General features: G+C 72.1%; 18 protein-coding genes and 1 pseudogene. 11 read left to right on the top strand and 8 right to left on the bottom strand.

Annotation, left to right across the window (positions count from 1 at the left end):
• Positions 1-84: 84 nt before the first annotated feature.
• The 4 genes from ACIQAK_RS29650 (at position 85) to ACIQAK_RS29635 (ending at position 3,955) form a co-directional block, all read left to right on the top strand.
• Complete coding sequence (locus tag ACIQAK_RS29650; RefSeq protein WP_366389367.1) at positions 85-1,317, top strand: SpoIIE family protein phosphatase; 1,233 nt, start codon at positions 85-87, stop codon at positions 1,315-1,317.
• Positions 1,314-2,963, top strand: a complete 1,650-nt coding sequence (locus ACIQAK_RS29645) for an ATP-binding protein (protein WP_366389313.1) — start codon at positions 1,314-1,316, stop codon at positions 2,961-2,963. Before ACIQAK_RS29650 ends, ACIQAK_RS29645 begins: the two co-directional genes overlap by 4 nt.
• On the top strand, positions 2,960-3,403 hold the full coding sequence (locus ACIQAK_RS29640; RefSeq protein WP_366389314.1) for a response regulator: 444 nt from the start codon (positions 2,960-2,962) through the stop codon (positions 3,401-3,403). Before ACIQAK_RS29645 ends, ACIQAK_RS29640 begins: the two co-directional genes overlap by 4 nt.
• Positions 3,404-3,499: 96 nt before the next feature.
• The gene (locus ACIQAK_RS29635; RefSeq protein ID WP_366389315.1) at positions 3,500-3,955 is read left to right on the top strand and encodes an ATP-binding protein; all 456 of its coding nucleotides are present in this window, start codon (positions 3,500-3,502) and stop codon (positions 3,953-3,955) included.
• A gap of 82 nt (positions 3,956-4,037) precedes the next feature.
• Here the strand turns inward: ACIQAK_RS29635 and ACIQAK_RS29630 are convergent, their stop codons facing one another.
• Positions 4,038-5,216 (bottom strand): PP2C family protein-serine/threonine phosphatase, encoded by a 1,179-nt coding sequence (locus tag ACIQAK_RS29630; RefSeq protein WP_366389316.1) that lies wholly within the window; start codon positions 5,214-5,216, stop codon positions 4,038-4,040.
• A gap of 86 nt (positions 5,217-5,302) precedes the next feature.
• Here ACIQAK_RS29630 and ACIQAK_RS29625 point away from each other — a divergent pair, with 86 nt between their 5' ends.
• Together ACIQAK_RS29625 and ACIQAK_RS29620 are read left to right on the top strand one after the other, a co-directional pair.
• Complete coding sequence (locus tag ACIQAK_RS29625) at positions 5,303-5,818, top strand: MarR family transcriptional regulator (protein ID WP_366389317.1); 516 nt, start codon at positions 5,303-5,305, stop codon at positions 5,816-5,818.
• A gap of 212 nt (positions 5,819-6,030) precedes the next feature.
• Complete coding sequence (locus ACIQAK_RS29620) at positions 6,031-6,399, top strand: STAS domain-containing protein (protein ID WP_366389318.1); 369 nt, start codon at positions 6,031-6,033, stop codon at positions 6,397-6,399.
• A gap of 48 nt (positions 6,400-6,447) precedes the next feature.
• On the opposite strand, the gene ACIQAK_RS29615 is transcribed toward ACIQAK_RS29620, so the two are convergent.
• Complete coding sequence (locus tag ACIQAK_RS29615) at positions 6,448-7,152, bottom strand: (2Fe-2S)-binding protein (protein ID WP_366389319.1); 705 nt, start codon at positions 7,150-7,152, stop codon at positions 6,448-6,450.
• Between the two features lie 233 nt (positions 7,153-7,385).
• On the opposite strand from ACIQAK_RS29615, the gene ACIQAK_RS29610 reads away from it, so the two are divergent.
• Entirely contained in the window at positions 7,386-8,627 is a 1,242-nt protein-coding gene (locus ACIQAK_RS29610; protein WP_401849395.1) for a DMT family transporter, read from the top strand.
• On the opposite strand, the gene ACIQAK_RS29605 is transcribed toward ACIQAK_RS29610, so the two are convergent.
• A complete protein-coding gene (locus ACIQAK_RS29605) occupies positions 8,597-9,898 on the bottom strand; it encodes a transglycosylase family protein (RefSeq protein ID WP_366389321.1) in 1,302 nt (433 codons plus the stop codon). The genes ACIQAK_RS29610 and ACIQAK_RS29605 overlap by 31 nt on opposite strands.
• 247 nt (positions 9,899-10,145) lie before the next feature.
• Here ACIQAK_RS29605 and ACIQAK_RS29600 point away from each other — a divergent pair, with 247 nt between their 5' ends.
• Complete coding sequence (locus ACIQAK_RS29600; protein WP_366389322.1) at positions 10,146-11,234, top strand: LacI family DNA-binding transcriptional regulator; 1,089 nt, start codon at positions 10,146-10,148, stop codon at positions 11,232-11,234.
• A gap of 64 nt (positions 11,235-11,298) precedes the next feature.
• On the opposite strand, the gene ACIQAK_RS29595 is transcribed toward ACIQAK_RS29600, so the two are convergent.
• Positions 11,299-12,645 (bottom strand): ROK family transcriptional regulator, encoded by a 1,347-nt coding sequence (locus ACIQAK_RS29595; RefSeq protein WP_366389323.1) that lies wholly within the window; start codon positions 12,643-12,645, stop codon positions 11,299-11,301.
• Between the two features lie 3 nt (positions 12,646-12,648).
• Between ACIQAK_RS29595 and ACIQAK_RS29590 the strand changes: the two are divergent.
• Positions 12,649-13,294, top strand: a pseudogene (locus ACIQAK_RS29590) (family 1 glycosylhydrolase); the annotation flags it as partial.
• 194 nt (positions 13,295-13,488) lie between these two features.
• On the opposite strand, the gene ACIQAK_RS29585 reads toward ACIQAK_RS29590, so the two are convergent.
• The 4 genes from ACIQAK_RS29585 to ACIQAK_RS29570 form a co-directional block, all read right to left on the bottom strand.
• Entirely contained in the window at positions 13,489-14,607 is a 1,119-nt protein-coding gene (locus tag ACIQAK_RS29585) for a DUF1996 domain-containing protein (RefSeq protein ID WP_366389324.1), read from the bottom strand.
• 478 nt (positions 14,608-15,085) lie between these two features.
• Entirely contained in the window at positions 15,086-16,231 is a 1,146-nt protein-coding gene (locus ACIQAK_RS29580; RefSeq protein ID WP_366389325.1) for a S1 family peptidase, read from the bottom strand.
• Positions 16,232-16,721: 490 nt separating this feature from the next.
• Positions 16,722-18,197, bottom strand: coding sequence for a UDP-N-acetylmuramoyl-L-alanyl-D-glutamate--2,6-diaminopimelate ligase (locus tag ACIQAK_RS29575; protein ID WP_366389326.1), 1,476 nt, complete (start codon positions 18,195-18,197; stop codon positions 16,722-16,724).
• A gap of 289 nt (positions 18,198-18,486) precedes the next feature.
• Positions 18,487-18,627: a hypothetical protein gene (locus ACIQAK_RS29570; protein ID WP_366389327.1), complete on the bottom strand. Its 141-nt coding sequence runs from the start codon at positions 18,625-18,627 to the stop codon at positions 18,487-18,489.
• A 232-nt stretch (positions 18,628-18,859) separates the two neighbouring features.
• Here ACIQAK_RS29570 and ACIQAK_RS29565 point away from each other — a divergent pair, with 232 nt between their 5' ends.
• Both ACIQAK_RS29565 and gndA read left to right on the top strand, forming a co-directional pair.
• Positions 18,860-19,429, top strand: coding sequence for a DUF5709 domain-containing protein (locus ACIQAK_RS29565; RefSeq protein ID WP_366389328.1), 570 nt, complete (start codon positions 18,860-18,862; stop codon positions 19,427-19,429).
• A gap of 170 nt (positions 19,430-19,599) precedes the next feature.
• The gene (gene gndA, locus ACIQAK_RS29560; RefSeq protein ID WP_366389329.1) at positions 19,600-21,039 is read left to right on the top strand and encodes an NADP-dependent phosphogluconate dehydrogenase; all 1,440 of its coding nucleotides are present in this window, start codon (positions 19,600-19,602) and stop codon (positions 21,037-21,039) included.
• Positions 21,040-21,258 lie beyond the last annotated feature (219 nt).

Raw genomic sequence — 21,258 nt, 5'->3', positions numbered from 1 at the left:
CGATCGGCCGGCCGCTCCGAGCCCGGCCGCACGAGGGGGGTGGAGGGGTTGGCCGAGTCACCCATGGGCATGTCTCTCAAACCTGTGGGCACCGCCGGCATCCCCGCACAGCAGGAGGTCACCGGCGACTCCTCCCCCGGCTCCCTCCTGTGGAACGTCGACGCCACCATCCTCCTGGTGGAGGACGACGCGGGTGACGCGCTGCTGGTCGAGGAGATGCTCGCCGACAGCGAGCTGGACTCCGCCCTCACCTGGTGCAAGACGCTGGCCGAGGCCCGCGCCTTCCTGCGCACCTGCGCCACCCCGGTCTGCGTCCTGCTCGACCTGCACCTGCCGGACGTCCATGGACTGGACGCCGTACGGCAGATCCTGGAGTCCGACAGCGATGCCGCGATCGTCGTCCTCACCGGTCTCGACGAGTCGGGCACGGGGCTGCGGGCGGTCGCCGGAGGTGCCCAGGACTATCTGGTCAAGGGCAGGCTGGACCCCGAGGTGCTGTCGCGGGCGATCCGTTACGCCCTCCAGCGCAAGGAGGTCGAGCGGGCCGCGGCGGCGCTGCGGTCCAATCAGCTGATCGCGCAGGAGAACGCCCGGCTGGAGCGCGGGCTGCTGCCCGTCCCGCTGCTGCGGGACGACCGGTTCCAGGCGCGCGCCCGGTACGAACCCGGGCGCGTCCACGGGCTGCTGAGCGGTGACTTCTACGACGTCGTGCAGACCGCCGACGGAGCGGTGCACGCGGTGATCGGCGATGTCTCGGGGCACGGCGCGGCGGAGGCGGCGCTGGGGGTCTGCCTCCGGGTCGCCTGGCGTACCGCCGTGCTGTGCGGGACCTCCCACCTGGAGCAGATCGAGCTCCTGGAGGAGATCCTGGTCGCCGAGCGGGCGGACTCGCATGTCTTCGCCACGGTGACCTCCGTGGTCTTCGCGCCCGACGGGCACAGCGCGCAGATCGTCCGGGCGGGACACCCCGGCCTGCTGCTGCGCCGGAGCCGGGACGTGCGGTGGGTGGAGCCGGAGGGCGGCATGGCGCTCGGGCTGCTGCCCGGAATGGGCCGGTGGCCGACGGTCGACCTGCCGCTGGTACCCGGTGACGGTCTCGTACTCTTCACCGACGGACTGTTCGAGGGGCGCGACGGCCCGGACAGCCGGCTCGGCGAGGACGGGCTGCTGGCGATGGCTCAGGTCTACGGGCATCTGCCGGGTCGCCGGTTCGTCGACGCACTGGTGGCGGGAGCCGCCGAGGGAGCCGCCCCCTACGGCGGACTGGCGGACGATGTGGCCGTCCTGCATCTGGGCTGGGGATCGGAAATCTCATGAGTACGGAACAGTCCGCGCGTACGGACACCGAGACGGACCCGGCACCCGTCGGCACGGCCGCACGGCTCTCGGTACAGAACTGGGTGCACCTGATCCTCGGCGGATTCGTCGTGGTCGTCTGCGGCTGTCTGGTGGTCGGCGGGCTGGTGCTGGCCCGGATGTCCGACCGTACGACCGAGCTGGTGGACCGAATACAGCCGGCCCGGTCGGCTTCCTTCCAGCTGCAGAACGCCCTGCTGGACCAGGAGACCGGGGTCCGGGGGTTCGCGCTGACCGGCGACGACTCGTTCCTCGAACCCTTCGAGGCGGGCAAGGCCGCCGAGCGGGAGCGGCTGGCCCAGGTCCGGCAGCTGCTCGGCGGGCAGAAGCAGTTCGCCGAGGATCTCGACGCCATCGAGACCGCCGCACGTCAGTGGCGCGAGAGCAAGGCCGAGCCGCTGATGGAGCTGGTCCGCGACGAGGGGCCGAACGCGGCCGGCATCTCCGCCCAGCTGCGGAGCAGCAAGACGGACTTCGACACCCTGCGGCGGACCTACGGCGCCCAGCAGAGCCACCTCTCCGAGGCTCGGGACACCCTGCGGGCCGAGCTCGACGACGCGCGCACCACCCGCGACCAGGTGCTGTTCGCGCTGGTGGCCTTCTTCGTGCTGACCGTGGTGGCGGTGAGCGTGCTGCTCCACCGGCTGGTGGGCGTTCCGCTGAAGCGGTTGCGCGCCGCCTCCGAGCGCGTACGGTCGGGCTCCTTCAGCCAGCGGATCGAGATCAAGGGACCCTCCGATGTCCAGGCGGTGGCCGGGGCGGTCGAGAACATGCGGCGCCGGCTGGTCGACGAACTGGGCGGGGCGCAGAGCCGCGAGACCCTGCTCGCGGAACAGACGGAGGAGTTGCGGCGCTCCAACTCCGAGCTGGAGCAGTTCGCCTATGTCGCCTCGCACGACCTCCAGGAGCCGCTGCGCAAGGTCGCTTCCTTCTGCCAGCTTCTGGAGAAGCGGTACGGCAAGGAGCTGGACGACCGGGGCAAGCAGTACATCGCCTTCGCGGTGGACGGCGCCAAGCGCATGCAGGTGCTCATCAACGACCTGCTGACCTTCTCGCGGGTGGGCCGGGTCCACGAGGGGCGGGTGCCGGTCGACCTGGGCCGGGTGCTGGACCGGGCGCTCGGCAACCTGACGGTGGCGGTGGAGGAGTCCGGGGCGGTGATCGAGCGGCCGGACGAGCTGCCCGAGATCCTGGGCGACGGCACGGCGCTCACGATGGTCTGGCAGAACCTCATCGGCAACGCGGTCAAGTTCCGCCGGGAGGACGCCGAGTGCCGGATCACCGTCACCTGCGTGCGGGAGGGCGAGGACTGGCACCTGACCGTCTCGGACAACGGGATCGGGATCGCGCCGGAGTTCGCGGACAAGGTCTTCGTGATCTTCCAGCGGCTCCACGCGCGCGACGAGTACGAGGGCACGGGCATCGGCCTGGCGCTCTGCCGCAAGATCATCGAGTTCCACGGTGGCCGGATCTGGCTGGACGCCGAGCCGGGCGAAGGCACCCGCATACACTTCACCCTGCCTGTCGCGTCCGACGCGCCCCAGCCCACCACGGCCGAGCCCTCCGCTCCGGCCCTGACCGCCAGCCAGCCGGGAGAACCTTCGTGAACAGCCCCGTACAACCGATCGAGGTCCTCCTGGTCGAGGACGACCCGGGCGACGAGCTGATGACCCGCGAGGCGTTCGAGGACAACAAGATCCGCAACACCCTGCACGTCGTGCGCGACGGTCAGGAGGCGCTGGACTTCCTCTACCGGCGCGGGGAGCACACCGACGCTCCCCGCCCCGACCTGGTGCTGCTCGACCTGAACCTGCCCAAGTACGACGGCCGGCAGGTCCTGGAGCAGATCAAGGGCGATCCCGAGCTGTCGCTCATCCCGGTGGTCGTCCTGACCACCTCCTCGGCCGAGGAGGACATCCTGCGCAGCTACAAACTGCACGCCAACGCGTACGTGACCAAGCCGGTGGACCTGGATCAGTTCATCGCGGCGGTACGCCAGATCGACGAATTCTTCGTGTCCGTGGTCCGGCTGCCCAGACGTGCGTAGGATCGGTCCGGATCCCCTGGAGTGGGATCCTTCGACACGGGTAGACGAATGGCGGATCAGGGTCTCCGACCTCACTGCGGCGCCTGGCTGGAGCACATGAACACAGAGGTCACCTCACCACCGGAGGACTCCGGCCAGGGTCTGCGGTCCACCGAGGTGCTGCTCAGCGCCGAGGTCTTCGACGGCGAACCGGGCTGCATCGCGCTGGCGCGCGCGCTGGCGGACCGTTTCCTCACCCGTCTCGCGGTGGAGTGTCTGGCGCCGATCGGCGAGCACACGCGCAGCGACCTGATGCTGGCCGTGAGTGAGCTGGTCACCAACGCCGACCGCTACAGCCACGGCCCGTACCTCCTGGAGCTGGAGGGGAACGCGCAGCTCATCAGCGTCACGGTGTACGACAGCAGTACGGCGATGCCCGTGCTGTACGGCCCCGACCCCTCCCGGCTGGGCGGGCACGGCATGGAGATCGTGGTGGCCCTGTGCGACCGGCTCACCGCCGAGCGGGTGCCGGTCGGCAAGCGGATCCGCGCGGAGTTCCAGCTCTCCACCTGACTCAGGCACGCCGACGCCCCCGTGGACGCGCGATGCGTCCGCGGGGGCGTCGTGTTCCTGTCCCAGCTGTCGTGTCACGGACTCAGCCGAAGTCGCCGCCCTGGCGGCCGAACCAGTCCAGGCAGACCACCAGCGCGTCGTCGAGCGACTCCGTCACGCGGTATTCGGCCAGTTCACCGAGGATCGCGCGCGGGACGGTGGCCGCCGGAAGCAGCCGCGTCGACTGGATGGCCCGGGCCAGCGCCCGTTCGCCGTACGTCTCCCCCGCCGGGGACACCGCCTCGTAGACCCCGTCGCTGAGCAGCAGCAGCCGGTCGCCGGGCTCCACATGGAACTCCTGGACCGTGTAGTGCGACTCCTCGAACATGCCCAGCGGGAGCTGGGCCTCCAGCTCCATGCGCCGGACCGTGCGCCCGCGCTGCAGCCACAGCTGTGGCGACCCGGCGTCGACGACTCCGACCCGGCCGGTCGCCAGCTCGAAGCGGAGCAGCAGCGTGGAGACGTGGCAGGCGCCGCGGTGCTGGTCGTACAGCGCCTGGTCGGCGAGGGCCGCCTGGTCGGCGATGCCGATGCCGGCCCGGCGGGCGTTGCGCAGGGCGTTCACCGCGAGGTTGGTCAGCAGGGAGGCCTGTATGCCCTCGCCCATGCCGTTGGTCACCGCGAGGGTGAGCTCGTCGGCGTCGGCGGCCCAGTCGAAGTTGTCCCCGTGGATGGAGTACGCCGGCTCCAGCTGGGCACCGATGGCGAACTCGGCGGCGGTGCAGGCGCGGGCGGGCAGCAGCTGCCACTGCATCTCGGCGGCGAGGGTGAGCCGGGTGGTGCGCCGGGCCCGTTGGTAGACGTCGGTGTCCCGCTCGGCGACCAGTATCTCGTGGCCCAGCAGGTCGGCCACGTGGGTCAGCTCACCCACCGTGTCAGGCAGGGACCGCACCGCGGGCAGCCGGACGGTGAGGATGCCCAGACGTTCGCCGCGTACGGTCACCGGGAGGTAGTGGTCGACCGCGTCGCCGTGGCTGACCTGCTGTTCACCGGGCTCCTGACTTCCGAAGGCCCGGCCTTCGGCACTGTTGTGCAGGGAGAGCGACTCCTCCTCGCCCTCGGGCCGGTCGAGGCGCTTGAGGACTCGCAGACCGTAATCCGCCAGATGCAGCTCCACCGCCAGGGCACCGTAGGCGTCGGCCAGCAGGGTGCGCAGCGTCGTCAGCAGCGCGTGCGGAGCGGCGGCCCTGACGGCCGTCTCGATGTCCGGTCTTCTGTTCACGGTCTCTCGTGCATTCTTCGTCCTGCGACGTGGTAGGGGGCCGAGCCGGGCTGACAAGTGGGGCCGGCGGATGACAGAGTGGACGGATGCCCCACCGTGCCCGCCGCCCGCGCAGCCGCGCAGAGGTGTCCGCCGACGCCTCCGCGGCCTCGGAGCTGCTGGAAGTGCTCTGGGGTCGTGGCCAGGAAGCGGCCTCTTCGGGAACGGTTTCGCCCTCCCAGCTCCGGGCTCTGCTCGTGATCGAGCGGCAGGAGGGCACCAACTTGCGTTCGTTGGGCGCGGCGTTGGGTTCGCGTGCGCCGTCGGTCAGCCGGCTGTGCGACCGCATGGAGGCGATGGGGCTCGTCCAGCGAGCGCCCAGCCCGACGAGCCGGCGCGAGGTGGAGCTGCGGCTGAGCCTGCGCGGGCGAGCTCTCCTCGAAGAGTACCGGGCCCTGCGCGGCCGCGAGGTGAGCGCCGTGCTGGACCGGATGGAACCGGCCGCCGTGGCCGCGCTCGCGGAGGGCCTCGCGGCCTTCCACGTGGCGGCTTCGGAGCGGCTCTCGCCGGAAACGGGTGCGTCGGCCTCCCTGCTCCGCGATGATGTCGCCGACAGCGCCTAGCCTCATCCAGCCCCTGCTTCCGCTTCTCCCGCTGCGTCACCACCGACAGCTGGTCCCTCAACCGTTGCGGATCAGATTGTTACCCAATGGAGAATGTTGTCAAATGGCAACTGTTCCTTCTATCGTTATCCCTGTACCCCGCCGTGAGCAGGGACGGAACATGCCGACCCGTCCGGCGCATCGGTGTCCGTCATCCGCCCGAACCGCCCGAGGTGCCTTCCGTGCAACCGCCCAACGAAGACAGAGCAGTCACCATCACCACCCGTCAGGAACGGGGTGCTCTGGTCCTCACCGTGTCGGGTGACCTCGATATCGACAGCGTCCCGCCCCTCGGCCGGGCGCTCGACGCGGCGGCCGGACAGGGTTCCGGGCCCGTCGTGGTGGACCTCTCCGGCGTGGGCTTCGCGGACTCCACCACGGTCAACGTGCTGCTCCAGGGACAGACCGCGCTGGGCGGCCGGCTTCGGCTCGCCGCGCCGTCCCCGTTCGTGCAGCGGCTGATCGGCATGATCGGCCTCGACAGCGCGATCCCCGTCCGGCAGGACGTCGACGAGGCGATAGACGCGGCCCTGCCCTCCTGACACCTCCGCGCCGCCGCCTCCCCGGGTCCGGGCGGACCGCCCCGGCGGCTACCGGCCCGTCCCGGCCGCACCCGGCACGCGGTCGAAGACGCAGTCGCCGCAGAGCCCGCCGCCCGGACAGCGCCAGTAGAGGCAGCAGCTGTGCCGCCGGAATGCCGGGTCGTGCGGGGAGCCGGTGGAGCGCAGGTCGGGATGGTCGAACAGTTCGGCCGCCGTGGCGCGGGCCCGCCGCGCCACATCCGGGCGGCCCTGCCCGCGCGACCAGGTGACCAGTTCGCGTACGGCCCCGGCGAGCGCGGAGCCCGCGTTGCCCCACAGCAGCTGCGGGGAGATGTTCCCGTCGCGCCGTACGGCTTCGGCCAGCGGCACCAGGTGCCCGTACTGGACCTGCTCGCGGATCCGGTCGGCCGTTCCGGGCAGCTCCTCGGGGTCGGCGATCCAGAGGTCGTCCGGCGAGGTGTGCAGCGGGTCCCAGTGCAGGGCGTCCGGTACGAGGGCGGGGAACCGCCCGAAGAGCGCGGCCGGGCCCAGCGCGATCGACCACAGCCGGGCGGCCAGGCCGAGGTGGGCGATGGAGGCGGCGACCCGGCGTTCGGGGGCGTCCAGCCGCACCGCGACCTTGTCGACCCGCGCCGTCAGGGGTGCCGTCCCACCCGCGTACAGCTCGGCCAGCGGCCGGTGGGCGCCCCCGGTGACCGGGATGGTCCGCAGCGCGAAGAAGCCGCCCACCGATGCCGCCTGCGCCCGGTCCATGCCACGCTCCTCGCTCGCCGCCGCTGCCCGGCCGACGCCGGAGCACGTGCGGCGACGGCGACCACGGGTACCGGTTCCGGCGCTCACCGTATCCGCCGGGGCGCTCCTTCTGACGGCCGGGGGCGACAGGACTACCGTCGAGGGGAGGACCTTGGCCCTCCGTCCGTACTACTGGGGCAGTACGCGGAAGTGCCGTCTCAAGGACGACGACGTGGCGCCCCGGACAGGACATCGTGGTGTACATGAGTTCCCTCGCGCTGTCTGTGCTGCTGTCACTGGTCTCCGCGGTCGCCTATGCGGCCGGGGCGATCGTCCAGGAGCGGGTGGCCGCGCGCGGCGACAACTCCCCGTACGCCCTGGTGCACAACGCGGTCTGGTGGGCGGCCGTGCTGCTCAACGGAGCCGGCGCGATCCTGCACGTGGTGGCCTTGGCCTACGGCCCGCTCAGCCTGGTGCAGCCCCTCGGTGCGCTGACGATCGTCTTCGCCCTGCCGATGGCCGCCCTCTTCGTCGGGCGCGGGGCCGGTGCGCGGGCCTGGCGCGGGGCGCTCATGGCGACGGCCGGTCTCGTGGGGCTGCTGGCCCTCACGGGCAGCGCCGAGCCGCGCTCCCTGGGCGGGTCCGAGCAGCTGGCGCTGGCCGCGGTGACCTTCGGGGCGGTGGGGGCGCTCACACTGCTCGCCCGGGCGGTGCACCGGCCGGTGCTGCGGAGCGCGGTGCTGGCCACGGGCGCCGGTACGGCGTTCGGTATGGCCTCGGTGTTCACCAAGACCGTGGCCATGGAGTGGACGTCCGGCTCGGTGCGCTCAGGGCTGCCGACCCTGCTGGTGATCGCCGGGCTCGCCGCGGCGGGCCTGCTCCTCTCCCAGGCCGCCTACCGGGGCGCGGGGCTCGCCGCTCCGCTGGCGACGGTGACGGTGGTCAACCCGGTGGTGGCAGCCGCGATCGGGATCACGCTGTTCGGCGAGCACTTCCGGCACGGGGCGGCCGGCACGGTCCTCGCGCTCTCCTGCGGGGCGCTGGCGGCGGGCGGCCTCGTCATGCTGACGACGGAGCGGCTGAGCGCGGAACAGGCCGTCGGGAAGTCGCGGCCGGCGGGTGCGGTCGTGGAGGCGGGGGGCGACGGCGTTGTGGACGCGGAGGCGGAGGGCTCCGGCGCCGTGAGTGCGGAGGCGGGGAGCGACGGCGTTGTGGATGCGGAGGCGGGGAGCTCCGGCGCCGTGAGTGCGGAGGCGGGGAGCGACGGCGTTGTGGATACGGAGGCGGGGAGCGACGTCGGCGCGGTGGCGCCGTCCGGGGGTGGGATGGCCGTCGCCGGGTCCACGTATGCTCCGCCCCTGCGGCCGGGCAGCGCCGTCCCGCACGTGAGGTTCGGCGGTCCTCGCCGGGCGGGGCACGACCGGCGAAATGAGCCGGCCGCCGCCCCGCGCCAGGAGCGGACCGTTCAGACGCTGACGCCGCCTGCCCTGAGGTAGGCCAGCGGGTCGATGTCCGACCCGTAGCCGGGTCCGAGGCGGATCTCGAAGTGCAGGTGCGGGCCGGTGCTGTTGCCCGTGGAGCCGGAGCGGGCGATCCGCTGGCCGCCGGAGACCGATTGCCCCTCCTTCACGTGTAGCGCGGAGAGGTGGGCGTACTGGCTGTACTTGCCGTCCTCGTGGCGGATGACGACCTGGTAGCCGTACGCCCCGGCCCAGCCGGAGGAGACGACCCGGCCGGAGGCCACGGCCCTCACCGATGTGCCGGTGGGTACGGGGAAGTCGACGCCCGTGTGATAGCCGCTGGACCAGGAGCCGGCCTGGCGGTACGCCGTGCCGGTGGAGGCGGAGACGGGGGCGCTCATGCCGGAGCGCTGCACGGCGCGTTCCGCGGGCGCCTGCTTCTTCTGCTGGGGCGCGGCCTGCTTCCGCTCCGCCCTCTTCGGCTCGGCCGCCCGCCGCTCGGCCTTGCGCGGCTCGGCCTGCTTCGGCTTCCCGGCCCGGGGCTCGCCCGCCTGCCGCTCGGCGGCCTCGGGCGCCGCCTGCTTCTTCCGGCTCTCCTGCGGTGCGGGCTTGCCGGAGCTCGCCCCGTCCCCGCCGCGCGGTGTGAGGCTCAGCCGCTGGCCGGGGAAGATCATGTCGGGGTTGTCGCCGATGACCGTGCGGTTGGCGGCGTAGAGCCGCTGCCAGCCTCCCCGCACCCGTTCGGCGTCCGCGATGCCCGAGAGCGAGTCGCCGCCGGCGACGGTGTACGCCTCACGCTTGCCCGGTACATGCGTCGGCGTCGCCGCGGCCGGGGTCGCCCTCGGCTGCCGGGGGGGAGCGCTCTGCGGCGCCGCGCTCCGCACGGGCCGGTCGCCCGCGCTCTGCGGGGTGGTGCCGGGCGCGTCCCCGCCCCGGGTCAGGCCCGCTTCGACGGAGCAGGACGGCCACGCTCCGGGCCCCTGGCCGTCCAACACCCTCTCGGCGATGGCGATCTGCTGGTCCCGGGTGGCGAGGTCGGCGCGCGGCGCGTACTGCGTACCGCCGAAGGCCGCCCAGGTCGGACCGCTGAACTGCAGCCCGCCGTAATAGCCGTTGCCCGTGTTGATGGACCAGTTGCCGCTCGACTCACAGGCGGCGACCTTCTCCCAGACCTCCCCCGAAGCGGCTCCGGCCGAGGCCGCGGTGATGAGCGGGAGCGCTATGCCCGCACCGCCCGCGGTCACCGTGAGCGAGGCACGGTTGATCCGGCTGGGCTGATATCTGCGGTGCCGACCGTTCGCGGCCATGACTTGACTCCCCCACAGGCTTTGGGACACGTCGCAAGCCGCAAACGTAGGACGCCCCGAAGACTGATCACAAGGGAATCAGGATAGTCGGCCGCCTACGTCAGGTGTGTGGCCGAATTCCGCTCCCGGCGGCCTGATATCGGCCTGGGCGCCCGGCGGTTCGGCGGCCCGACCCGCTTCGTCCGGATCGGCCGCCCGGTGCGGACGACGATGGAGAGCGCTCTCCACGGGTGCTATAAAGGCGCTCATGACGGATGATCCGCGATCGGCCGGAGCGCCCACCCTGGAGGACGTCGCACGGGCGGCCGGTGTCTCGCGTGCCACCGTCTCGCGGGTCATCAACGGCGTGCGCAACGTCGATCCGGCGATCCAGGAGACCGTACGGCAGGCGGTCTCGGTCACCGGCTACGCGCCGAACCGCGCGGCCCGCTCCCTGGTCACGCGGCGCGCCGACGCCGTGGCACTGGTGGTGTCGGGAGCGGGCGTCGAGGCCGGGGCGGGTCCGGAGGGCTCCGGCGCACGGGAGGCCGGGGACGGGGGCTCCTTCACCGCGCGGGTGTTCGCCGACCCGTTCTTCGGCCGGGTGATCACCGGGGTGGTCGATCACCTGCGGCCGCGCGGGATGCATCCGGTGCTGATGTTCGCGCAGACCTCGTCGGCTCGCGCCGAGGTGGTGGCGTATCTGCGGCAGGGCAGCGCGGACGGGGCCCTCGTCGTCTCCACGCACGCCGAGGACCCGCTGCCCGGCCTGCTCACGGAGGCGGGGCTCGCGGCGGTGCTCTACGCGCGCCCCGCCCGGCCGGTCCCGATCAGTTACGTCGACCTCGCCCACCAGGACGGTGCCCGGCTGGCCGCGGAGCACCTGCTGGCCCGGGGCTGCCGCCGGATCGCGACGATCAGCGGTCCGCTGGACGTGCCGGCGGGGCAGGCCCGACTGGCCGGTTTCCGGGACACGATGGCGCGCCACGGGCACCCGTACACCCCGATCGCCGAGGGGCGGTTCACCCAGGAGAGCGGGGAGGCGGCGATGGAGCGGCTGCTGGCGGAGCATCCGGATCTGGACGGGGTCTTCGCCGCCAACGACCTGATGGCGATGGGGGCCTGCCATGTCCTGCGGGAGCACGGCCGCCGGGTGCCTCAGGACGTGGCGGTGGTCGGCTTCGACGACAGCAGCGCCGCCCTGGCGTGCCGGCCGCCGCTGACCACGGTCCGCCAGCCGGTGGAGGAGATGGCCGCCGAGATGACCCGTCTCCTCCTGGACCGGCTGGCCCGCCCGGACTCCCCCGCCACCTCGGTCATCTTCGAACCGGAGCTGGTGGTGCGGGGGTCGGCCTAGGGCCAGCCGTCGCACGGCAGGCGGCAGTCTGACGACGGGCCCCGGCGGGCGGGGCATCCCGTACTCAACTCGTTTTCGTACGGCTCCGGTTGCGTACGGTCTCGGCCGCCGTCCGCGAGGGCGCGCCGGTGCCGTCCGACCGGGCGCCGGGGACCGGGCGGCTGCCGCCGCGGGTCAGGAAATCGGCGAGTGGGAGCGTGGCGGCGCCGACGGTGACCGCGTCCGGGCCGAGCCGGCCCATCTCGATGGTGGTGCGGGCCGCGGCGTGGCTCAGGGCGTACTCGTCCGCGTACCGGCGGATCTCGGGGAGCAGGTGGGGGCCGAGCAGCAGGCCCGCCCAGCCGCCGAGCAGGATGCGTTCGGGCAGGAAGAGGTTGACCAGGTCGGCGAGGGCCGCGCCGAGGCACTCGGCTGTCTCGTCCAGGAGGGAGAAAGCGACCCGGTCCGGGGCGGGTCCGCCGGGCGGGGGGTAGGCGGCGGCGATGAGGGCGGCGAGGGCGGTCTCGTCGTCGGCGTCCTCGGGGAGCGGGCCGCCCGCCTCGCGCCAGCGCTCGCGCAGGGCCTCCGCGCCCGCGTACGCCTCCAGGCAGCCGATGGAGCCGCATCGGCACCGGCGGCCGCGCAGCTGGACAGTGGTGTATCCCCATTCGAGGGCGAGTCTCGTGCGGTTCTCGGCGAGGATGTCGCCGTGGTCGACGCAGGCGCCCACCCCGGAGCCGATCAGCGCGATGGCGGTGGCGCCCGCCCCCCGCCCGCCGCCGAACCACATCTCGGCCCGGCCGAGGGTCTTGGCGCCGTTGTCGATGAAGAGGGGCACCTCGGGCGGTACGTCGACGGCCTCGCGCAGCAGCTGCTCGAAGGGGACCGCCTGCCAGCCGACCGTCTGGCCGTGCACCACCGCGGTGCGCGTCCCGTCAGGGCCCTTCGGTCCTTCGTGCTCGATGATGCCGGGGACTCCGATGCCGATGCCGAGGAGCCGGTGCGGGTCTGCGCCCGCGTCGCGCAGCACGTCGGCCAGGCCCGTACGGACGTGGGCGACGATGCGCTCGACGTCGTACCCGTGCTGGGCGAGCAGCCGCTCGGTGCGGGCCAGTTCGGTCAGGGAGAGGTCGAAGAGCTCGACGCGTACCCGGGTCTCCCCGATGTCGATGCCCACCAGCAGCCCGCCGTCCGGGGCGACCCGCAACAGCGTACGGGGGCGGCCGCCGTCGGAGTCGACGATGCCCGCCTCCTGGAGGAGCCCCTCGGCGGCCAGTTCCGCGACAACGTTGCTGATGGAGCCCGAACTCAGCCCGATGGCGGGGCCGAGCTCCTGACGGCTCAGCGGGCCGTCGAAATACAACCGTTGCAATACCCGCGCCCGGTTGCCCCGCCGCAGGTCACGCACGGTCCGTCTGTTGCGATCGGCCATGTTGCCACCCGCCGTGCCGACGGACACATCAACCGCTGGTGGCTGGACCCGATCCTGGGACGCGGTTACCCGCAGGACATGGTCGAGCTGTACGGAGTCGAGCTCCCGGTGCGGCCGGGCGACCTGGAGACCATCGCCGCCCCGCTGGACTGGCTGGGCCTGAACTACTACTTCCGTCAGATCGTCACCGCGGACCCGACGGGCCCGGCGCCGGGGTTCACGCAGGTCCCGGTGGCCGGTGCGCGCCACACGTACATGGACTGGGAGGTGTACGCGGACGGGCTGGAGCAGTTGCTGCTGCGCCTGACCGAGGAGTACGGCGTCGGGCGCGTCTACGTCACCGAGAACGGCTCGGCCTACCAGGACACCGTCGCGGCGGACGGCTCGGTCCACGACCCGGAGCGCGTCCGCTACCTGGAGGAGCACCTCGCCGCCTGTGCCCGCGCCGTCGCCAAGGGCGCTCCGCTGAAGGGGTACTTCGCCTGGTCGCTGCTGGACAACTTCGAGTGGGCGTACGGCTACGACAAACGGTTCGGCCTGGTCCACGTGGACTACGCGACCCAGCGCCGTACGGTCAAGAGCAGCGGCCGCCGGTACGCGGAGCTGATCCGGGGAGCACGCGGGGCGCCGCGCGGTGCCGGCCGTCTGAGTTCGGCCCCGCGGCCACGGAGATCCGGAAGGCGTATCCCGCGCAGAGGCGACGCCGCCACCACGGTCGCGGTCCATCCCCCGGCACGGAGGCGCCGCCACGGCGCTCGGTGAAGGCCGCCGCCGTCGGTCGACGGGAGAGCGCTCTCCCTCCTGGGCAGGGGTACGTCCAGGAGGGAGAGCGCTCCACGTCGGTCAGGGCAGCTCGTAGTTCTCGTCCAGAGCGGCGCCCCGGCCCGGGTTGTTCTCGTCGTAGCCACGGGCGTTGCACTGGAGACCGCCGACGACACAGTGGTCGACCAGGGCGTCGAGCGTGGCGTCGTCCCAGGCGTTGAAGAAGTCGTAGTGGAAGGAGTGGCCGGTCCCGCTGGCCGGCCTCACCTGCGACATGTCTCCGTTGACCGGCCACGCCATCTTGAACTCGATCATCGGCAGGGCGACCGGGTGGCTCGCCGGGCAGACGTCCTGGTTGGCCCCCATCCCGATCGGGTAGGCCATGTGGGCCTTGTGGTCAGGCGTGTCCAGATACTTCCCGTCCCAGCAACTGGGCGCCTGCATACGCAGGTTGAGCTGGGTGTCCGGACTGGTGGGGCAGGCCTTCGGGAACTCGTAGTTGTGGTAGCTCTCACCGCACTCGTACCCCTCGACCATGCCGGGGTGGTCGCGGAACTGCTGCGCGGTCTGGGTCGGGCTGCCCACGACGAACCGCAGCCCCTTGGGGAAGGGCCGGACCGTGCGGTAGTCGGTGACTCCGGCCTTGTAGTAGATGGTCTGCGGTCCGATCGGACGGACCTCCCGGTTCCCGTCGAAGCGGGTCGGCATCCAGTACGCGGAGCGGTCGCCCGGTGCCAGGCATGCCGTCCCGCCCGCGCTCAACGATGCGGTGGTGCTGCTCGCCCTGGTGGTCCTGTTCCCCATGAACGTGTGGTCGTGCGACGCGCCGGCCCGGCCCGGGTAGACGATCGGGTCGTCGGGGGCGGTGTGGGTGACCGAACAGTTCGCCTGGAACTCGTGGAAGTAGCGGTGCGGGGGTATCTCCCGGGACGGCTCCACACCGGTGACCGGCGGATTCGCCGGAATGTATCCGTCACCGTCGGGGTCGTCCCCGAAGGCGACGGGCCTGGCCGCCGCCATCGTGTGCCCCCGCATGACGTGGGCCGCCGCGGCGGGCGGATCGGCCGCGGACCTGGGGGCGGCGCCGGCCGCGGTGGCCCCGGCGTTCGTGATCGCGGTCAGCCCCAGGGCCACCAGGGCCAGGGCGGTCGCCACGATCAGCGCGGACACCAGGGTTGTCCTGCTGAATCCTGTCGCCATACGGACCTCCATGCCGCTCCGCGTCCGTGCACATCGGGTGCACGGTGGGGGGAGTTGAGCTGGGCGGTGCAGCCGGGAAGAGGCGCTGCCCCCCGGCGTCCACGCGCCCGGAGCACCGCCGGAGACGAGTGGGAGAGCGCTCTCCCGCGTAGTGTCAGTGTTGCGTCGAGGTTGAGGGGGTGTCAATAGACGGTGAACCCTGCGCTGAGTCAGGGGCGTTGGGGCAGCGTACGGACGGCGATAACGGGCGGATGGCGATGACGGTGACCGGTATCGCATGACCCAGGATGCGGCCGGGTAAGCCGGCACGGCAGGGAAGCGGCCCCGCCGTTGGGGCAGGGCCGCTCGATCACCTTGTCGCCATCGTCACCACCGCCCGTCCACCGGCCGGCCCGGCCGGTCGGCGGCGATGACGGGCACGGGCGCGTCGCCCGCCGGTGGGAGTCGGCCGCCCCGCCGAGCGGCCGACTCCCCCGGATCACGCGGTGTGCAGCCTCAGCCCGTACCGGTTGAGGATCTCGTTGATCGGCTGGTACCAGGTCTCTCCCCCGCTGCTGCAGTTGCCCCAACCGCCCGAGGTGACGCCCTGGGCCTGGTCGCCGCTGATGAACGAGCCGCCGGAGTCGCCTCCCTGGGCGCAGACGCTGGTCTTGGTCATCTGACGCACGGCACCCTGGCTGTAGTTGACGGTCTCGTTCTTGGCGAGGACCCGGCCGCAGTGCCACCGCGTGGTGGAGCCGGAGCGGCAGATCGAGGCGCCGATCGGAGCCTCGTTCGAGCCGCGGACCAACTGGTCCGGGACAGTGCCCCAGCCGAGGACGACCGGGACGGTCCACCAGCCGCTGCCGACGTTCACCCAGGCGTAGTCGTCACCGGGGAAGGACGAACCCTGGAAGTTGCCGATGTACGAGTTGTCCCAGCCGCGGACCTGCTGCCCGACGCCCCCGCAGTGCCCGGCGGTGACGAATCCGCCGTGCACGGAGAAGCCGATGGAGCAGCGGACGTTGCCGGTGTAGTACGGGTCGCCGCCGACGGTGCCCGCGGCGAAGGTCTGCGGGGCCTCGGCCGCCCGCTCGACCGTGACGGGCCCGGCCTTGCGGGCCTTGGCGACGAATGCGCGGACATCGTTGTCACGCTGGGCGGAGCCGATGACGTTCACGACGACGCGACTGGCCGCGGGGTCGACGCGCCAACTGGCCACGCCATCCGGTGCGCTGAGCGCGTCGATGCGCTTCATGGTGGCGTCGAGCTGAGCCGCCGAGTGCTCGACGATCCGAGTCCGGGCACCTGCCGCCCGTACGGCACCGGCCTTGCCGGCGTCCGTGACGGCGACGGTCAGTTTGCCGGTCGCGGGGTCGAACCACGACCCGCCGTAGGCGGAACCCGCGGCGCGCTGGGCCTTCGGCTCCAGGGCCGTCGCCGCCTTCTCCTCGGCCAGCCGCGTGCGAGCCTGGCCCTCGGTCAGGCCGAGGTCACGCTGCATGGCGGAGAGCAGGGACGCGGAGGCGGGGAGCTTTGCGGAGCCGGCGGGGGTGGCTGAGGCGGTCGACGGGCCGACGGCGGTCCAGGCGCCGAGGACCAGAAGCGCGGACAGACCGGTCCGCAGCACGGTTGTGTGTCTCAAGGGAGTGATCCTTCCTGTTGTTCCAGCGACGTGGGGGTGGAACGGGAGGCATCGGGGAGCACATCGGGATCGAGTCTTTGAGAGCGCTCTCAGACGCGTCGTCCCGGACTGTAGCGGAGTTAGATAGTCAGGTCCATGCCAATGACGTGATGGGGAGATGCGGGGAGGGCGTCCGCACCGCGACCCTGGTGCGGAGGGCGTCCGCGCCCGGGCCCAGGTGCGGGGGGCGTCCGCGCCCCGGCCCTGGATTCCGTGAGCGGCGGACCCGGCACAGGATTCCGTGAGGAGTGGACCCCGGCCCGGGATTCCGCGAACGGCGGACCCGGCCCAGGTTTCGCCATGCGGTGCGACAACTCGTCGTCGGCGGGGCCGGACGGGCTGACGGTCAGGAAGTGGAGGCTCGCCTCGTGGAGGTTTCCGGCGGCGGGAGGCATGTCCGCGCAGTGCCGGGCACGGACCCACTGAACCCCGCCAACCGCGCCCTGCCCGCCTACTGGCCGATCAGTTCGCGCACAGTGGCCATGTCGCTGAAGGGCAGCAGTTCGTTCCTCACGATCTGGTGGGGCTCGCTGCCCTTGCCGGCGATCAGCACGATGTCGGCCGGCCCCGCCGAGGCGAGGGCGGAGGCGATGGCCAGGCGGCGGTCCGTGAACCGTTCGTACGGCGTCCCGGTCGCAGCGATGCCCGGCGCGATCTGGTCGAGGATCGCCTCGGGGTCCTCGTAGCGGGGATTGTCCGAAGTGAGGACGCACAGGTCGGAGTGGGTGCCGGCGATGGTTCCCATCTCGGCGCGCTTGGTGGTGTCGCGGTCGCCGCCGCAGCCGAAGACCGTGATGATCCGGCCCTCGGCGAAACCCCGGATCGTGGCCAGGACCTTGTTGAGGGAGTCCGGCGAGTGGGCGTAGTCCACGATCACCGAAGTGCCCTCGGGCGTGTGGAGGCGCTCGAAGCGGCCGGGGATCTGCGGCATGCGCTCCAACGCGTCGACCAGCCCGGCCAAGCCGTGACCGAGCAGATGGCAGGCCGCCACCGTGGCCAGGGCGTTGGAGACCGAGAACCGGCCCGGGGACGGAATCGCCGCCGGGTACTTCCGGCCGTCGTGGTGCAGGGTGAACCGGGTCCCCGACGCGTCCACCTCAAGGTCGGTCGCACGGTAGTCCGCCGGCCCGTCCAGCCCGTACGTCGTCACCGCGTCGGGCATCAGCTCCCGGATGCCGGCACCGACCGGGTCGTCCGCGTTGATGACCGCGAGCCGGCACAGCCCCTGGAAGAGGCGGAGTTTGGCGTCCCGGTAGTGCTCCATGGTGCCGTGGTCGTCGAGATGGTCCTGCGACAGGTTGGTGAAGACGCCCACGTCGATGAAGGTCCGGTCCAGACGGTGGGTCAGCAGACCCATCGAGGTGGCCTCCAGGACGACGCTGCCCGCCGAGCTGTCACGCATGCGACTCAGCAGATACTGCAGATCGGGCGATTCGGGGGTGGAGAGCGCCGAGGGCGGCATCGGGATCGGTTCGTCCCCGATGCGGCTCCCCGCGGTGCCGATCACGCCGACCCGGGCACCCTCGGCCAGGCGCAGCACCGACTCGACCATGTACGAGACGGAGGTCTTGCCGTTGGTCCCGGTGATGGCGACCAGATCCATCGCCCGCCCCGGCTCGCCGAAGTAGCGCGATGCGATGACGGCCGCGGCCTTGCGGGCGTCCGGCACCCGGATCGCGCACACGTCGCCCGCGGCTGCGGGGAGAGGTGGTGCCTGGGCGTCGACGACGACGGCTGCCGCGCCGCGGGCGACGGCCGGTGCGACGGCGTCCGGACCGCCGGCCGCGTGGCCGGGCACCGCGACGAAGACGGAGCCGGGCATGACCCGGTCCGCGTCGAACGTCGTGCCGGCGGTGATTCTCGTCCGCTCGGGGCTTCCCTGCAGTACGTGGTGGTCCTGCCCGGCCAATAGGTCGCTCAGCTTCACGATGGGTCCCTTCGAATGCGGCTCGACCCGTCTCTGCGGCCGTCGCCGGGCAGCGGCACGGGCGGTGCGCCGTGTGCCGCGTGATGCATGAATGGTGGTGGGTGATGCGTGATCGGTGATGCGCGATCGGTGATGCGTGTCGGTGGTACGTGTCGGTGGTACGTGATGGATCGCTGGTCCGGCGCGCGCCGGAAGGGCGGCTCCCTCCGGCGCAGGGAGGCCGGAGTCGTTCGTGGGAGGGGGCGGCGGACCTGGGCAACCGCCCGGGCCCGGCAGACGCCGAAGGTCGCTAGCCGTGGCCGTGCAGCGCGGTGCGGCCCGTTCCGGGCGCCGCGTGGGCGGGTGCCGGCGCGGCGGCGGACGCCGCGACCGGGGGCAGCACGGAGGCGGCCCGGTGCGGGCACTTCCTCAGTTCGGCGCTACGACCCATGGGCCGAGTGTACGTCCGGCAGCGCACGCCCCGGTCCGGTCGGGGCAGGTCGGGGCAGGTCCGGCCGGGCCAGGGCCGCCGTACGGACCCGACCCGCGAGTCACGGCCGTATGCCGTGTTCCGGTCTTCCCTTTGCGGGCGGAGCGGGACCGGACTTCCCTTTGCGGGCGGAGCGGGACCGGAGTGGAATTGCGTACAGGGGACAGTGGTTCTCCCGAGGAAAGGACGCGCCATGAGCGACACCGACTGGGGGGACGACGTCTACCAGCCCCAGGAGCCGGAGGCCGCCGACCCCGAGGAGCAGCTCGGCTCCAAGGACACGCTGCTGGACCCCTCCGGCACCGGCGACCCCCTCGACGAGGGCTATTCGCCGCCGGACCGGCCCTGGGTGGTCGAGGGTCTCGGTACCACGGCTGCCGAAGGCGTCACGGGTGAGTCCCTCGAAGCCCGGCTGACCAGAGAACTTCCCGAGACGCCCGGTTTCACCGGCGACGGGGTGGGTGACCTGGCGGGCGGGGACGGTGAGCTCTGGGACGGCAAGGTGGGCATCACCCGTGCCGGGCGGCTGACCCAGCAGGCCGAGGGGAGTGTCCCGGCCACGCTCACCGCCAGCGATGTGGGCATCGACGGGGCCGCGGCGTCGGCCGAGGAGGCCGCCATGCACGTGATCCCCGAGGACGGGGACGACGCGACCCTTCTGGACGGTTCGCTCCCCAATGGCGCCATGCTCGACGGCTCTCCGGCCGAGGGGTCCCGTACCGACAACGCGCCCGTCGAGGGCGAACAGCGTCCGTCACCCTGACCCGACCCGACCCGACTGAACCGACCGGACTCAACCGAACCGGACGGTCGGCGAGCGAACACGTAGGCACGTATGCACGTAGGCACGTAGGCAAGCAGACGCGTGAGCGCGCCCACTCGCCGTCCCGTACTCCCCTGACCGAACGCCCCCGGACCCGCAGGAGCACACAGATGAGCGGCACTGCTCAGATCGGCGTCTCCGGGCTTGCGGTGATGGGCCGCAACCTGGCCCGGAACTTCGCCCGTAACGGCTTCTCCGTCGCCGTACACAACCGCACCACCTCCCGCACCGACGCCCTGGTGGAGGAGTTCGGCGACGAGGGCACCTTCGTCGCCGCGCGGACCCCCGAGGAGTTCGTCGTGGCTCTGGAACGGCCACGGCGTCTGGTGATCATGGTGAAGGCCGGGAATCCCACGGATGCGGTGATCCAGGAGTTCGCGCCGCTGCTGGAGGACGGCGACATCATCATCGACGGTGGCAACGCCCACTTCGAGGACACCCGCCGCCGGGAGAGGGAGCTGCGCGAGCGCGGCATCCACTTCGTCGGGGCGGGCATCTCCGGCGGCGAGGAGGGCGCGCTCCACGGGCCGAGCATCATGCCGGGCGGCAGCAAGGAGTCGTACGGCTCACTCGAGCCGATGCTGGAGAAGATCTCCGCGAAGGCCAGGGACGGCGACCCGTGCGTCACGTATATCGGACCGGACGGCGCCGGACATTTCGTAAAAATGACGCACAACGGCATCGAGTACGCGGACATGCAGCTCATCGGCGAGGCTTACCAGCTGCTGCGTGACGTGGCCGGGTACTCCCCCGCGCAGATCGCGGACATCTTCCGCTCCTGGAACACCGGGCGCCTGGACTCCTACCTCATCGAAATCACCGCGGAAGTACTCTCGCACGTCGATGCGGAGACCGGTGACCCCTTCGTGGACGTCGTGCTCGACCAGGCGGAGCAGAAGGGCACCGGCCGCTGGACCGTGCAGATCGCCCTCGATCTGGGCGTCCCCGTCTCCGCCATCGCCGAGGCCGTCTTCGCGCGCTCCGTATCCGGCCACGCCGCCCTCCGTGCTGCCTCACGCCATCTTGAGGGACCCTCCGCCCACAAGCTGGGCGAGGACGAGGCGGCGGCCTTCGCCGACCAGGTCGAGCAGGCGCTGTACGCTTCGAAGATCGTCGCCTACACCCAGGGCTTCCACGAGATCGCGGCCGGCAGCGAGCAGTACGACTGGAACATCGACCTCGGTGAGGTCGCCGCGATCTGGCGCGGCGGATGCATCATCCGGGCCGCGTTCCTGGACCGGGTCGCCGGCGCCTACGAAGCCCAGCCCCAGATGCCGAGCCTCCTCGCGGACAAGAGCTTCGCGGAGGAGATCGGGGCAGCACAGGACGACTGGCGCGCCGTGATCGCCACCGCCGTCACCCGGGGCGTCCCCACCCCCGCCTTCGCCGCCACCCTCGCCTACTACGACTCCCTGCGCGCCGAACGCCTCCCCGCCGCCCTCACCCAGGGTCAGCGCGACTACTTCGGCGCACACACCTACCGCCGCACCGACCGGGAGGGCACCTTCCACACCCTCTGGGGCGGCGACAAGACCGAAGGCGAAAGCTGACCGACCACCCGCATGCCAGTACCGGGACGGACGTGGTTTGAGGCGTACGCGCCCGGGACGAACGAAGCCTGTAGACGTACGCGCCCGGGACGGACGTGGCCTGTAGACGTACGCGGATTAAGGCGTACGCGCCGGAACCGGATGCTGCCCGACACGTACGCTCCCGCACTCCGGGCGATCCGGTCCGGCTGCTCTCGTCCGCCCGGGCCACCCCAGGTG

Origin of the sequence: Streptomyces sp. NPDC088706 (assembly GCF_044752765.1) — a bacterium.
Taxonomy (GTDB): Bacteria; Actinomycetota; Actinomycetes; order Streptomycetales; family Streptomycetaceae; genus Streptomyces.
Note: the sequence above shows the minus strand (reverse complement) of the source record. Positions and strands in the feature narration are given on the sequence as shown.

Coding starts and splice junctions, on each gene's coding strand:
- ACIQAK_RS29625 (WP_366389317.1), top strand. CDS start 5,303: ATGCCCCACCGTGCCCGCCGCCCGCGCAGCCGCGCAGAGGTGTCCGCC.
- ACIQAK_RS29615 (WP_366389319.1), bottom strand. CDS start 7,152: ATGGACCGGGCGCAGGCGGCATCGGTGGGCGGCTTCTTCGCGCTGCGG.
- ACIQAK_RS29595 (WP_366389323.1), bottom strand. CDS start 12,645: ATGGCCGATCGCAACAGACGGACCGTGCGTGACCTGCGGCGGGGCAAC.
- ACIQAK_RS29645 (WP_366389313.1), top strand. CDS start 1,314: ATGAGTACGGAACAGTCCGCGCGTACGGACACCGAGACGGACCCGGCA.
- ACIQAK_RS29585 (WP_366389324.1), bottom strand. CDS start 14,607: ATGGCGACAGGATTCAGCAGGACAACCCTGGTGTCCGCGCTGATCGTG.
- ACIQAK_RS29605 (WP_366389321.1), bottom strand. CDS start 9,898: ATGGCCGCGAACGGTCGGCACCGCAGATATCAGCCCAGCCGGATCAAC.
- ACIQAK_RS29600 (WP_366389322.1), top strand. CDS start 10,146: ATGACGGATGATCCGCGATCGGCCGGAGCGCCCACCCTGGAGGACGTC.
- ACIQAK_RS29565 (WP_366389328.1), top strand. CDS start 18,860: ATGAGCGACACCGACTGGGGGGACGACGTCTACCAGCCCCAGGAGCCG.
- ACIQAK_RS29635 (WP_366389315.1), top strand. CDS start 3,500: ATGAACACAGAGGTCACCTCACCACCGGAGGACTCCGGCCAGGGTCTG.
- ACIQAK_RS29570 (WP_366389327.1), bottom strand. CDS start 18,627: ATGGGTCGTAGCGCCGAACTGAGGAAGTGCCCGCACCGGGCCGCCTCC.
- gndA (WP_366389329.1), top strand. CDS start 19,600: ATGAGCGGCACTGCTCAGATCGGCGTCTCCGGGCTTGCGGTGATGGGC.